Source organism: Phosphitispora fastidiosa, from assembly GCF_019008365.1.
In the GTDB taxonomy this organism is placed as follows: domain Bacteria; phylum Bacillota; class Thermincolia; order Thermincolales; family UBA2595; genus Phosphitispora; species Phosphitispora fastidiosa.
On sequence record NZ_JAHHUL010000002.1, the window covers coordinates 263,798 to 277,817 of the forward strand.

The 14,020-nt window shown below is 44.7% G+C and carries 10 protein-coding genes and 4 tRNA genes; all 14 read right to left on the minus strand.

Annotated features, from left to right (window positions below):
* Nucleotides 1-3: 3 nt before the first annotated feature.
* Nucleotides 4-603, minus strand: coding sequence for a hypothetical protein (locus Ga0451573_RS03570; protein WP_231682506.1), 600 nt, complete (start codon nucleotides 601-603; stop codon nucleotides 4-6).
* The gene (locus Ga0451573_RS03575) at nucleotides 590-4,453 is read right to left on the minus strand and encodes a 6-pyruvoyl-tetrahydropterin synthase-related protein (RefSeq protein ID WP_231682507.1); all 3,864 of its coding nucleotides are present in this window, start codon (nucleotides 4,451-4,453) and stop codon (nucleotides 590-592) included. Before Ga0451573_RS03575 ends, Ga0451573_RS03570 begins: the two co-directional genes overlap by 14 nt.
* Nucleotides 4,454-5,100: 647 nt before the next feature.
* On the minus strand, nucleotides 5,101-5,793 hold the full coding sequence (locus Ga0451573_RS03580; protein WP_231682508.1) for a DUF3800 domain-containing protein: 693 nt from the start codon (nucleotides 5,791-5,793) through the stop codon (nucleotides 5,101-5,103).
* Nucleotides 5,794-6,345: 552 nt separating this feature from the next.
* Nucleotides 6,346-6,421: transfer RNA gene (locus Ga0451573_RS03585), tRNA-Val, on the minus strand.
* Nucleotides 6,422-6,452: 31 nt separating this feature from the next.
* Nucleotides 6,453-6,528 (minus strand) — tRNA-Glu (locus Ga0451573_RS03590).
* 14 nt (nucleotides 6,529-6,542) lie between these two features.
* Nucleotides 6,543-6,617 (minus strand) — tRNA-Ile (locus Ga0451573_RS03595).
* A gap of 59 nt (nucleotides 6,618-6,676) precedes the next feature.
* Nucleotides 6,677-6,751: transfer RNA gene (locus Ga0451573_RS03600), tRNA-Asn, on the minus strand.
* Nucleotides 6,752-6,878: 127 nt separating this feature from the next.
* Nucleotides 6,879-7,979 carry an RNA polymerase sigma factor RpoD gene (gene rpoD, locus Ga0451573_RS03605; protein WP_231682509.1) on the minus strand — a complete coding sequence of 367 codons (1,101 nt, stop codon included), beginning with the start codon at nucleotides 7,977-7,979 and terminating at the stop codon, nucleotides 6,879-6,881.
* Between the two features lie 45 nt (nucleotides 7,980-8,024).
* Nucleotides 8,025-9,830 (minus strand): DNA primase, encoded by a 1,806-nt coding sequence (dnaG, locus tag Ga0451573_RS03610; protein WP_231682635.1) that lies wholly within the window; start codon nucleotides 9,828-9,830, stop codon nucleotides 8,025-8,027.
* Nucleotides 9,831-9,891: 61 nt separating this feature from the next.
* The gene (locus tag Ga0451573_RS03615) at nucleotides 9,892-10,407 is read right to left on the minus strand and encodes a YaiI/YqxD family protein (RefSeq protein ID WP_231682510.1); all 516 of its coding nucleotides are present in this window, start codon (nucleotides 10,405-10,407) and stop codon (nucleotides 9,892-9,894) included.
* A gap of 102 nt (nucleotides 10,408-10,509) precedes the next feature.
* The gene (locus Ga0451573_RS03620; protein ID WP_231682511.1) at nucleotides 10,510-11,511 is read right to left on the minus strand and encodes a deoxyguanosinetriphosphate triphosphohydrolase; all 1,002 of its coding nucleotides are present in this window, start codon (nucleotides 11,509-11,511) and stop codon (nucleotides 10,510-10,512) included.
* Nucleotides 11,512-11,548: 37 nt separating this feature from the next.
* Complete coding sequence (locus Ga0451573_RS03625) at nucleotides 11,549-12,148, minus strand: flavodoxin family protein (protein WP_231682512.1); 600 nt, start codon at nucleotides 12,146-12,148, stop codon at nucleotides 11,549-11,551.
* Between the two features lie 153 nt (nucleotides 12,149-12,301).
* Entirely contained in the window at nucleotides 12,302-13,117 is an 816-nt protein-coding gene (locus tag Ga0451573_RS03630) for an ATP-binding cassette domain-containing protein (protein WP_231682513.1), read from the minus strand.
* Nucleotides 13,118-13,132: 15 nt separating this feature from the next.
* Nucleotides 13,133-13,915 (minus strand): cobalt ECF transporter T component CbiQ, encoded by a 783-nt coding sequence (cbiQ, locus tag Ga0451573_RS03635; RefSeq protein WP_231682514.1) that lies wholly within the window; start codon nucleotides 13,913-13,915, stop codon nucleotides 13,133-13,135.
* Nucleotides 13,916-14,020 lie beyond the last annotated feature (105 nt).

Sequence of the window (14,020 nt, forward strand, 5' to 3'; positions counted from 1 at the left end):
TCTTTATCCCTCCAGGGACGACTGCCTGTCTATAAAGAACAGAGTTCTCCTGGTAAAGAAAAACCAGTACAGGACAATCATCATTAAAAAGAACACACCCCTGCCTAAGATGGTATGTGCCACAAAAATCGTATTTCTTCCTCCCAGAAAAATTGCAGTAACAATAAGCTGTACCCGAAGCAGGTTAACAAAATAAATAAGCATACTCCCTATAATCAGGGTCTCTAGCTTTTTTTTAAGATTAAACACCGGATAAAACAAAGTCAATCCCCAAAAAACGGCGCCTTCCAACAGACCCGAACACTCAGTTCCGATTTCCAGCGAGGTATAGCCGCTCATGAGGGTTCCGGTCATCAGCATAGTTCCTACATCAGCAAAAGGCATTACCGGAATTTTCATCACTGCATTAAAATAGGTTATTACTTTTATGGCTGTGCGGCTCAGTGTAGTTTCAATAATCGTCCCCTGGAGCATAAAAGCTGCCAAAACGGTAAAACCTATCGCCCCCCACAAAAAATAAAATACCCATATTTTGTTAGCCCTGAAAAAAACAACTCCACCGGCCCAAATGACTAATAAAGGAATATAATTAATTAATTCCATTAGCTGTCCCCTGTTTCTTTTTTAGCAGCAGCGCCCCTGCAGCAAGACCCATGGCCAAAAGCACACCCAGCAGCGGGTATCCCAGTACAGGCACCGGACTGTAAAGAATGTCGCCTTCATCCGGAATAAGGTCAAAATCATGCTTGTACAAATCAGCATCATCAAAACCGGGGTCCAGAACCCAGTCATCATCCTGCTTGGGATTATCATTGGCAATGAATGAGGTTGTTGCATAAAACCGTATCGACTGGTTAGAAATTATCCCCAGTTCCTCCAGCGGAAAGAAAAATTCGAACTGAAGCCCTTCGTCTTTGCCGGCTGCCTTTTCCCCCCACTTTCCAATAGTATGCCAGGCTGGACTGTTATTTTGGTCATCAACCCTGAAGACCTTTACGGCAACCATTCCTGAACCGGGGTCATAACGAAAAAACCCAATCTTATCTACAGATTCTCCATAATCACCGTTATCATTGGTGTCAAAAAATATTTTTCCAGTCATCTTATGTTTCTGGTCCTGCTTTGTGAGAGAAGGATATCTGATAATACTAAAATACAGGTTTTCACCGTCTTTGTCTGTACCCCAATAGAGGCGTCTGGTATCTCCGGCAGTCTCGGTCTGGTGAGAGACATTCATTATATCCCCTTGTGGGTCATCGATATACACCTGTGCCTCCCAGTCACCAAATTCGCCATCTGCAGCAATATTCTCTGCCGCCAATACAGCCGGTGGCAAAAACAAAGACACTGTGGTCAGAATCACCACTATGGGCAGTATCGCTGCTGCCTTTTTAACGGCTCCCCTGAGTTGCACTCTCAGCTTATCTCCCCATATTAGCCAGATGCAGCTAATAATCCCCAAAAGGGTCAAAATACCTCCCGCCTTTGTTGCCTCAGGCCACTTATTGACAATCTTCATCCTATACTCCCCCCCGTTCCCCTGAAATTCAATCAGGTTATGAATAATCCCCGTGACCGCTCCTTCGGGACCCTCAATTTCAACATTCATGCTGTCCAGGTAAGCTGCAGGAATAACCATGCTCTGCCCGGCGAACCTTTTGGGCAGGGAAAAGTCTATCAACTGATTATTTCCCTCCAGGACGTATCTGCTGAATTCAACTATTTCTCTAACCGGTGTTTGGCCCGGTTCCGTATGCAGCAAATTCCCGATCATGTCCAGGATAACTTCATCTCCCGTTAAAAACCCATAATAGGGAAGATTTAGACCCATAAAATAAATGTTCTGGTCGCGATATATCTTGTAACCCTCTATAGGACGTTTGCGGTCATAAAATGTTACCAGTGAAGAAACCTCGTCAACCCCTTCCAGGACAAAAGTCTTCCAGGGCAAACTCTCTTCCGGTATCGGCGCCAGTTTCACATTTTTTGAATTGGCGCTTATTACAGGAGCAGTTTCCAGAATTACGGGTTCTGCCACTACACCCAGAAACGAAGCCCTTTTGGAAAAAACATCCTCAGGCGCCCCGGAGAGGTCTATGACCACCCGTCCCCCATTTTGAACATATTCCAGCACCAAGTCTTCAGCCTCTTTTTTGGAAACCCAGTCAAAACCGGACAGCATCAGGGATTCATAATGCATTAGTTCTTCGATACTGTATTTATCTACTTCACTGTAGCGGCCCAGTTTAATCTCGGGATAAATCATGGCCAGATTTGGGGCAAATTTTCCTATGCCGAGAATCCGGTAGTCTGCACTTACCATGTACGGCCCGGCTTCTTTAACATAGAGGGACAATCCGTTTTCACTTCCCTGAAAAACGAAGCCAGACTGTCTGGCCTCTTCCCTAAATTTTCCGGGTTCCTTCACAGTCTCATCCAGTACGATTATATGTGTTGTCCCCAATTCTATCAGGCGGTCAAAGAGAAAATTGTACCACCCTTTTTCCAGGGATGTATTCAGCATCATCAGATTGTGGCTTGTTTGGGCCCCCTGCCAGGCAGCGCCAAAAACCTGTTCCCGGCCATGATCGCGGGAGATTATATAAGACGGTACAGAACCGGTTTTACTCAGGTCAAGAACAGCAGTCTTAAAAGACCTGTCATTTTTTGTTTTTTCAAGAAGTCTGGTGATTTCTTCCGGATAATCACGTGTCTTGATCATGTTGGTTGAAATAAGGCAGTCAGCTAATAATAATCCGAAAACCAGTACCAGGGTAACTATTCTTATAATTTTTCTTTGCTTCAGGCGCTCCTTTAAATTCCTAAGGTCTACACCCCCCAGAATTAAGAAACCGACTCCCACAGGGACAAAACGTTCCGGCCACAACAAATGACTAAGGGGCAGTTTTCCGTAGAAGGGTTTTGCTGCCGGTGTGGTTATTAGAAATATGCCCAAAGCTACAAATATACCGGCCTTTTGAAAAGGGGTTTTTCCTTTCCAATTATATACGGCTAAAGCTGCTAACAATAAGTATCCCAACCCTATGTAAAATTTTTCCGGGTCAGTCAACCGAATAAGAGGATTAAAGGAATGCAACGGATTATAGTAGTTGAGTGATTGTATCACTGCCTCCTTATCAATAGCCGCCACCCCGCCTATCTGACTGGGGACGAGCCACCAACCTGATATGGCAATACTTAAAACCAGCAGTAAAACTGTCTGCACAAATCTCTTTAAACCAGTACCGCGGAAAATGTAAAGTAACATAACAAAGAGAGTAACGCCAACAAGAAGTAACGCTGCAACCATGGCGTGTGCTAAGACAATCAGATTAACCACTGCAACCAGGGCCAGTATTTTAAGTTTTTTGTGCTGTAAATCTTCCTGCAGTTCCATAACCAGATAAACCAGGACAGGGAAAAAAGCGAAACCCAAAACCCACAGAGCATTGCCGGAAGCAAAGGCCATATAAAGATTATATGGTACTATCGGCCAGAGAAACCCCATGATGGCGGCACTTGATAGCGAGACATACTTCCTGAAAAGCAGCCAGCTCCAACTGCCGATTAAACTGGCCGTAAAGAGAAATGCAATTAAAGCCTCGGCAGCATTTCCGGTAAAGAAGCGGAAAACCACCAGACCGTAGTAAGCCAGGGGCGCCCAGTATCGAAACGGGTCGATGCCATTGTCCCAGGCAGGCATGTACCGGGGAAACCAATTCCCCTGTTGGAGCGAATCATACAAAAACTCTGTTTTATAGAGATGGGCCCAGGCATCAGACCCCCAGGGCCACGGCAGACTGCTGAACAGCACCGGAGAGTATAATAACAGGTTGAACCCAAATAAAACAGCCAAGGCCGCGATGGTGTGAAATGTGTCCTTTTTAGCAGGCGTGTCTGCAGTCTCCTGTGCTGCAGCCTCTTGTACTATAATCTCCTGTGAAGAAACATCCTCCTGTGAAACCGCAGCCTCTTTTTCGGCCCGGACAGTTTCTGCATGAATGCTTTGGCTACCAGGACTTTCGAATCCAGGATATAATTCCCCCTGGAGATATTCCTCGATCTGGCTGAGACTTTCATTCTGCAGGTCACTGACAGTAAATCCCCTGGTAGGTGATTCCTTAATAGTGAGTTGTTCCAGGATAAATCCGTGTCCTGACAAAAGTTCCCTGAATCTCAGGGAGAAGAACACACCAAGGTTTTCTGTGGAAGGATTATATCTCTGGAATTTTTCCAGCATGTTCAGGGTCTTTCCTTCAAAATAAGACAGATACCCACTGATAATCGTCTCAATCTCGGTGAACCCAATTTCCAGGTCAGGGCCCTTCAGGGAATCACTGGTAATCCTGAGGGATATCTCCCAGATGTGTGTATGTGGTTCTCCCTTGATACCGTTCATGGTCACCCAGTGCCTGGCAGAAAGAAAAAAAGACATAGTTAAATGAAGCTGCACCGATAGTCACTCCCAGCAAACCAATTCTGCACAATTTTTTTCTAATTATTTTTATTATCGTTTATTCCCTGTTCAAACTTAAGCATTTTTTCTGTATTTGTGTCGCTTTTTGCTGTATTAGTGTCGTTTTTGCTATTAAACAAAAACAATAAGACCACCGATATGGCGGCCTTACTTTTTTGCCCTAAATGAGAAAACAATATAAATGACTCACCAGGGCAACGCCCCTTTATACAAATTTTGCCTCGAGAAAAACCAGGAGACGCCATCTTTGGAAAAAACAGATTATCCCCTAAAAAAAGACCGCCCATGTTATGAGCGGATTTCACTTAAAAGAGAAACGACCCCTGAAAATAATCAAAGGTCTTATTACTAAATTTAAGTTAATTGCCTGAACACGATGATAACACATATCACTTACCAAGATAATGGCGTGTACTCAGGACTTACTGTTAACTCAATTACAGAATACATCATTCAATATCATTTGTCAACAGTGAAAATTAGTACAATCTAATTATATTAGATTACCGTAGCATCAATTGCCTATGCATGACACTAATATATAGTGCTTACCTAGAAAAAGGCATAACATAGGACTTAATGTTGATGCTACACTATATATTATTAGGAAATTAGTAAAAAAATTATTCAGTAAGGGGAAATCTAAATATATTTAACAAGTATCCGTTATCAATCATATGTTTAATTTCATTGTCGTAAGTGCCCTCTGTCAGTATATTAGAATAAAATAGGTTTGAAAATACATCTGCTACTTGAATAATTTTATTTTGACTAGAGTTAAAGTATTGTACAGAAATATCATCAACAATATCCTTACCTGTTGATAGCTCTGTATTTAAAAATTCATTTAATTGATGCTTGGCTTCAGTTTTTAGATTCCGTTCATCTATGTTTAAAACCCAATTTCTGTCAACTAATATGCCCCTGTTGTTCAGATGCTCAAAAGCTAATTTTAGAACATAATTAAAAGCTCTTGCTTTACTTTTGTAAAGATTCTGGCTGGCCTTTGAATTATCTATCTTTATGTAGAAAACCCTAAAGTGATTATTTCTACAGAAATAGCTCACAAATTCCCTTTTCATGTCTGGTGTAAAAGCAGAACCTTTTAATTCAATAAAATCGTTGCCATCAAACATTTTGCTGTCTGTATCTATCGCTTTTAGTTTACTAAAATTTTTTTGAATAAACCTTTTGTGAACTCTCTTCAATTTTTCAGGTTCTTCAACAAGTATTAGAGTAGTTATAAAATATTTATTCTTTTTTATATGCACCTCGTGGGTCATACTTCCAGACTCATCGATATATATATTAGCCATATGTTACCTCCATCACCGTCAAATCTTGATTTTCGACAAAATGAAGGAAACTCCTGCCAATATTCAAGAATTAGTTTTATTCCTCTGCACCTTCAATATATTTACCAGGAAGCCTTGCCGGCATCTATTCCCGGCCTTTACAAGCAGGGAGTCGCCCGCCCCTAAGGTTTTACTGAAATTATCACCGCCCTCAAGAGGCTGTTCAACATTCGATGACAGGATCGCCATGCCTGCGGGGCTCCGCCCCTTGCCATGTCCCCTTTTTGTTACCGGTACCCCGGGCTTCCTCCAGAAGCCCGCCGTCCCGACAAAATGGGGAGCCCCCTGACTGCCGACATCCTCCCTAGGCCCTTACAAGTAGGATGTCGTCTGACCCTGAGGTAGAAAAATGGCATTTGACAAGGCGTACGGTCTGCCGCAACCACAGGCGTACTGAAAGTACTCCGAGGATTGCGGCTGACCGCACAACGCAGCCAAATGCCATTTTTCTCTGCTTGCACACGCCCACCAGAAAACACAAAAAAACACCGATTCATCGGTGTTTGTGTTTTCTGGTGGGCGATGACAGGATCGAACTGCCGACATCCTGCTTGTAAGGCAGGCGCTCTCCCAGCTGAGCTAATCGCCCGTTTTATATGAAAATTTGTTATTTGTTATAATGGTGACCCCTACGGGATTCGAACCCGTGTTACCGCCGTGAAAGGGCGGTGTCTTAAACCGCTTGACCAAGGGGCCATTTTTTTTATTTATGGTGGGCCCACCAGGGATCGAACCTGGGACCAACCGGTTATGAGCCGGTTGCTCTACCGCTGAGCTATAGGCCCATCTTAACTTGCAGCGATATCGGATAACGCTGAAATAGCCAGAATTTAAAGAATTTAAATGGCTCCCCGGGTAGGACTCGAACCTACAACCTACCGGTTAACAGCCGGTTGCTCCACCATTGAGCTACCGAGGAACGTGTCACAAGTGACAAAACTTATTATACGACAGATTTAATTTTCGGTCAAGAGTTTTATACAAGGTTTAAGTGAATTCAGTGCAAGTTATCTTAACCAAATTACTGCTATCTGGAGTATGCTCTCTTAATCTAAAAAATCTTTAAGTTTTTTACTGCGGCTCGGATGGCGTAGTTTTCGCAGCGCCTTGGCTTCAATCTGCCTGATGCGCTCCCTGGTAACCCCAAACTCCTGCCCCACTTCTTCAAGGGTCCGTGATCTTCCGTCATCAAGCCCAAACCTCAGCCTCAATACTTTTTCCTCACGCGGGGTAAGGGTCTCCAGAACATCTTCCAACTGCTCCCGGAGCAGGATAAATGATGCAGCTTCTGCCGGAGCAGGAGCTTCCTGGTCCTCTATAAAATCACCCAAATGGGAGTCCTCTTCTTCACCTATAGGTGTCTCCAGGGAAACAGGTTCCTGGGCAATCTTCATTATCTCCCTGACCCGTTCAACCGGTATATCCATCTCCTCAGCAATTTCCTCAGGAACAGGCTCCCTGCCAAATTCCTGAAGAAGCTGACGTGACACTCTAATCAGCTTGTTAATAGTCTCCACCATGTGTACCGGAATCCTGATGGTCCTTGCCTGATCGGCAATTGCTCTGGTGATTGCCTGTCTGATCCACCATGTAGCGTAAGTACTGAATTTAAAACCCTTCTGGTAATCAAACTTTTCAACAGCCTTTATCAGGCCAAGGTTCCCTTCCTGAATGAGGTCCAGAAACAGCAGTCCCCTGCCAACATAACGTTTGGCAATACTTACTACCAGCCTCAGGTTTGCCTCTGCCAGCCTTCGTTTGGCTTCTTCCTCACCTTTTTCCATCCTTTTAGCGAGTTCTACCTCTTCTTCAGCTGTTAGGAGGGGGACTCTGCCGATTTCTTTCAGGTACATGCGTACAGGATCATCTATTCCTATGCCTTCGGGTACGGAGAGGTCAACTTCTATTTCATCTTCCTCACCTTCGGCTTCAATTTCCTCACTATCGAGGGGTTCCAGGTCCGGCACTTCAGGCACAACTTCAATACCAGCGCCTGCCAGTTTGTCATAAACATCTTCTATCTGTTCAGGAGTCAGTTCAACTCCCTGCAAAGTGTTCATTATATCAGTATATGATAAAATTCCCCGTTTTTTCCCTTTATCAATTAATTCCTGAACTCCTTCGATCTGAACGATATCCTTTGACATGTACTACCCCCCTTTCATTTGGAATTTACCACTAATTTCTCCAGTTTAAATTAACTTAGAATATTCCAACAGGAGCTGCTTCCTGAGTTCCTGGTCACGTGCTTTATCTGCCTCTTCCATCCTTTTTAACAGTTCCTCACGTTTTTTCCGTATTTCATCTTCTTTAACGGTCCTGATACAGTCCTCAATTACCTGGTTCATATTCTCCCTTGGTATCTCCATAAGGATAAGTCTTTTCAGAACCTGTGTCGCAGATTCGTCTTGTAAACGATCAAAAAGTACTGCCGGTTGATAATCTAACTCATTTTCAACAATTTCATTCAATAAGTTTACAATATTAAGATATTCCTGCCTTAAACTAAAATGAACTCCTATTTCTTCCTTTACTTTCAAAAATATATTGCTATCATTTAACATTAAAACCAGTAGTGATTCTTCAGCTTTTGACCTGGCATCCTCGTCTCCGGAAGCAATTTGGCCCAGAACACGATTATCGTTATTATTCCTAGCGTCAGTAATTTTATCCCGTTTTGACCAGGTATTTCTTGCTGTCCGAGGCTTTTTTTCAACTTCGGCCCTGACTGCCTCCGGGCTCAGGTGAAGCCTTTGGGCCAGCCTCATAATGGCTTCGTTTTTCTCTATTTCATTTGAAATATTCGTGATACTAGGTATTACTTCGCTGGCAATCTTGAATTTTCCTTCTAAAGTTGCCATATCATATTTTTCCAGGGCCCTATCTGTATTAAATTCGCTGAGTGTCTGGGCGCCTTGCCTGACAACCTGAAGAAACTCATCCGCCCCGTGAGTTCTGATAAATTCATCGGGGTCTTTTCCATCCGGGATACTGACAACGCGAACCCTGCAGCCCAGGTCATCAAGAAGCTGCCAACCGCGCATTGTGGCATGGACACCGGCAGCATCAGCATCATAAGCCATAATTACTGACTGAGAGTACCTTAGCAGGAGTTTACCCTGCTCTCTGGTGAAAGCTGTGCCCAGTGAAGCCACTACATTGGAAATCCCCGCCTGATGGCACGTTATAACATCAAGATATCCCTCAACTATTATAGCCTGGTCCTCGCGCCTGATACTTTCAGCTGCTTTGTTTATTCCATATAGTAGATGGCTTTTGTTAAAAAGAATCGTTTCAGGTGAATTCAGGTATTTGGGAACACCGTCATCCAAAACACGGCCTCCAAAACCCACCACCTTACCACGGATATCCCATATAGGGAACATCACCCTATTTCGAAACCTGTCATAAAACCCCGGTTTCCCTTTGCTGCGGGCCAAAACCACACCCAACTTTTCCAGTTTTTCCGGAGCATATCCCTTCTTATTTAAAAAATGGAGCAGACCGTCCCACGAAGGTGGGGCAAAACCTATCTGAAATTTATCTATTGTTTCCTCTGTTAATCCCCTTTTTTTCAGGTAATTCCTGGCTTCCCCGGCAACCGGGTGATTCGCTAATATATATTGATAAAAATCCTTAACAAGTTCATTTATTTCATATGCCTCATTAAGCTCTTTTAATCTGGCGTTTTTTACAGGGTCTTCTTCTTCAGAGATTGTAATTCCGGCCCTGTTGGCAAGAAACCTAACAGCTTCAGGGAAACTAATTTTTTCCCACTTCATAATGAAAGAAATAACATTACCACCCTCACCACAGCCAAAACAGCGGAAAATCTGTTTGTCCGCGCTGACCATAAATGAAGGGGTTTTTTCGCTATGAAATGGGCAGAGGCCAACATAGTTATTACCCTGTTTTCGAAGTCTTACATAATCCGAGACCACATTAATTATGTCACTCGAAGCACGCACTTCATCAATTACTTCTTCCGGAATAAACACCTTCAATTTAACCACCCTTTTTCCGGAATCTTATTGTTAAACCATTCGCCAAAATTATCTGTTATCCTTCCGGAGGGTTATCACCTTGTAAAATATCCAGATTATTCCGAGCCTGCTGTTTGACTAATTTCCTTAACACCCTCTCAAAACTCTGCCGATCCGCTTCTGTCAATGCTTTGGGGCCTTTGGTCCTGCCACCGCCTCTGCGTATTTTGACATCAATATGCCTCTGTAACAGCAGCCTGTCTATGTTGTCAGACGTAAAAACAAATCCCCTTGATGAAACCGGTATTGCTCCTCTTGCCAATGCCAGTGAGGCCAGTCCATAATCCCCTGTAACCACAATGTCTCCGGCATCAGTATGGTTTATCACGGCCATATCCGCTGCCTGAGGAACATTATCAACAGTTATTACCTGCACATCTTCATTATCACAGGAAATAAGGTGGGAAATACTTGCCACCAAAACGACAGGAGTCCCAGTATCACCGGCTGCTTTAATAATTATGTCTTTTACCGGACACGAATCAGCATCTACCAGAATTTTAGGAGTTGCTCTACTACTATTCGAGACCACATAGAATTTTCCTTCCTTAAGCGACAAATTTTTTAAAAATTTCGGAAACTCATGCCAATTAACCAAAACAATAGTATTATATCCATTTATTAGTTATTTAAACTATTGGTCAAGCCATGGGTTGGGGAGAAAAAGCTTTTTGTAGGTATGCAGAGCATATCCGTCTGTCATCCCTGCCACATAATCACAGGCTGTGCGGGCCCCGGTACTTTCCGCCTGCATTTTTCGCAGATATTGCGGAAGCGCTTCCGGGGTTTCAACATAATAGGCAAAGAGCTTTTGAAGTACCTTTTTGGCCTTCTGTTCCTCTGTTTTGGCCTCTGAGCCTATGTATACCCTGTTGAACAGGTAATCCCTCAGGCTATTCATGGCTTCCCATACCTCAGGACTCATACTTATTTCAGGACTTTCCCAGCTGGAGCCAATCATGTCTGTGACCATGGTGTTAATCCTTTCATTGTGCCTGCTGCCCAAAACCATGATACATTCCGGGGGAATATCTTCCTCGGTGATAATTCCACCTCTGAGGGCATCATCGATATCATGATTAATATATGCTATCCGGTCAGCTGTCTTGACGATACGGCCCTCCAAAGTTATCGGGTCTGTTTTCCCGGTATGGTTCAGAATGCCGTCCCGTACTTCCCGGGTCAGGTTCATGGGCTCTAAAATGTCAACAACCCGCAGGCTCTGCTCATTATGTTTAAATGACAGCCCAAAGTCTGCGAGCACTTCGTCAAGGGCTTCCTCACCGGCATGTCCAAAGGGAGTGTGCCCTAAATCATGTCCCAGCGCAATTGCTTCAGTCAGGTCTTCATTCAGCCTGAGAGCCTTGGCAATTGTGCGGGCTATCTGAGCGACCTCAAGAGTATGGGTAAGCCTCGTCCGGTAATGATCACCGGTAGGAGAAATGAAAACCTGTGTCTTTTGTTTCAGCCTGCGAAATCCTTTGGAATGGATAATCCGGTCACGGTCACGCTGGAAAGCCGTTCTGACAGGGCATAGCTCTTCCCATACCTCCCTGCCTCTGCTAGCAGAACTGAGGGCAGCATATTGAGAAAGCTGCTGCTTTTCCATTTCTTCAATACGTAACCTGATTTTCATAACGGAAACCACCTCACCCGCTGCTTACCTCACCCGCTTACCTCTTCCGCAAAGCCATCGTAGCTCCTGCCAGTTCAGCAACCCTGCGTCCCATGATAGCTGCTCTCTCAAGTCCGAAACTGTCTTCAGAAGAGGGCTTTTGGGCACAGGCTCCCAGGTGTCCGGCATCATCCTCAATGTAACCATCCCCGATAACCGTCATTCCCTGGACTAACATCATATCCTGAATGGCCCTTACTGTTGTTTCCTGGCCGCCGAAACGCGACGCACCTACACTTACAGCTCCGCCCACAACATTTACCAGGGCCTTTTCCTTACGAAGCACCCTTGATTTATCCCAAAATCCCTTGAGCTGTGCAGAAACAGTTCCAAAGTATACCGGACTGCCGATAATGATACCATCAGCCCTACGCAACAGGTCAAATGCTTCTCCAAGATTATTGCCCCTGGCACATACACCCTCACATACAGGTGAGCAGTTATTGCAGAAAGGCTGGGCAACTCCCTTCATGGCATCGGTAATATGGAGCACCCTGGTCTCTGCACCCATGCGTGATGCAGCTTCCAGGGCAGCATTAATCATGTTTACGGTATTGCCTTCTTTTTGGGGACTCCCATTCAAACCCACTATTAACAACGTCTAACACCTCACAATTCAATAATAGAGCTCTTCTCATCAAGTGATGCCGCTTTCGAATAAAACAGCGATAATTTATATAGTATTCGAGGAAGTTACAGATGTTCCTGCAAAACAAAGGATCTAATGCAAAAAATTCCGGACCCTCCGCACTTACTTTAAATACCCTTTCAGAATACTCACCGCTTCGGCAACCGTCCTGGGCAGCGCTTTCCCCTTAAACCCATCGAAGTGGCTGAATACCAGTGAAACCGTGGGCAGCTTTAAATTTGCTTCCTTCATCAGCGAACAATCCCCAAGCAGCTCTGTCCCGCCCTGGGCAAGGGTGGCGCCGTGCTTAATGATAATAACTGAATCGGCCCACTCTGCAGCCATATCCATATCATGAGTGGCCACAATCAGTGTTTTGCCGCGGCTGTGAAAATCCCGGAGAATAGCCATCAGCACTTCCTGCCCGCCAGGGTCAAGATAAGCCGTAGGTTCGTCCAAGACGATGACCTCCGGGTCCATCGCCAGAACTCCGGCAATGGCAACACGCTTCTTTTGCCCAAAACTAAGGTGATGTGGCGCTTTTTCTCTTAATTCCCACATACCCACAGTATTCAGGGCATCAGCCACCCTGTGTTCAATATCATGCCTTGACAGGCCCATATTCAAGGGGCCAAAAGCCACATCATCCCAAACCGATGTGGAAAACACCTGATCATCAGGATCCTGAAATACCAGTCCTACTTCCCGGCGGATCACCGCCTCAGTCTTTTTATTCACCTGACGGCCAAACACGTTGACCGCACCCTGCTGAGGAAGGTTTATCCCATTTAAATGCAAAAGCAGAGTAGATTTCCCGGCCCCATTAGGTCCCAACAAGGCTACCCTGGCCCCTTTTTTTATGGCCAGGGAGATTCCTTTCAGCGCCATTGTCCCATCAGCATAAGTATATCTTAAGTCACTTATTTCAATAGCCGTCACTACAAAAGCCCTCCCTTATCCAGCCCTGTCCAACACCAGCAGTACTGCAGCCACTATGCTGATAACCGCTGCCAGCAGGTAGTCTTTCGGGCCGGCTGCAAAATTACTCATACTGTTCATCTTTCCCGTAAACCCTCTGGAAATCATGGCAATATAAACCCTGTCACCGCGTTCATAGGCCCTGATAAACATGACCCCTACCATCTGTGCCAGGGTTTTTACAGTTTGGGAGTGCCATAGATTCCGGCCAAGGACAAAGCCCCTGGCTCTCCGGGCCCTGGCCATCCTTTTTAACTCATCAATAGTCACAAATATGTACCTGATGGTAAACTCCAGCATTTGTACAATAACGGTGGGAACTCTAAGGTCACTCAGGGCCTTCATCAGATTATTGAACCTGGTCGTGGACATCAAGGTTACAATCCCCAATACAGATGCCAATGCGCGTAATAACAGCATCAGGGCTCTTTCTAAGCCCTGTGAGGTGGCAGAAATCCTAATAATACGCAAATCCGCATTCCAGACCGTGTCCCCAGGGGTAATGAAAGGAAACAATATAATAAGCATTCCGGCAAAAGGAATGACCCATGTAAGCCGGCGCAGCACATAACCTACCGGTATGCGGGAAATCAGCAGTACAAGCGCCCAGAAAATAACCGCCACTGCCAAAAAACGCGGCTTTGTCAGGGTTACTGAGACGAAAATGAAGAGGATGATTGCCAGTACCTTCACCCGGGGGTCCATAGCATGAAGTGGTGACTCCAGTTTGGCAAACTCATCCATATGAATATGCTTCATTGATATTTACCTCTCTTATTTAGCCTGGTACAGCCTGCATAACTGTTACTTATTATATCACCGGAGCCCGTAACACAAAACATATTTTTGGAAAATTGAATAAAT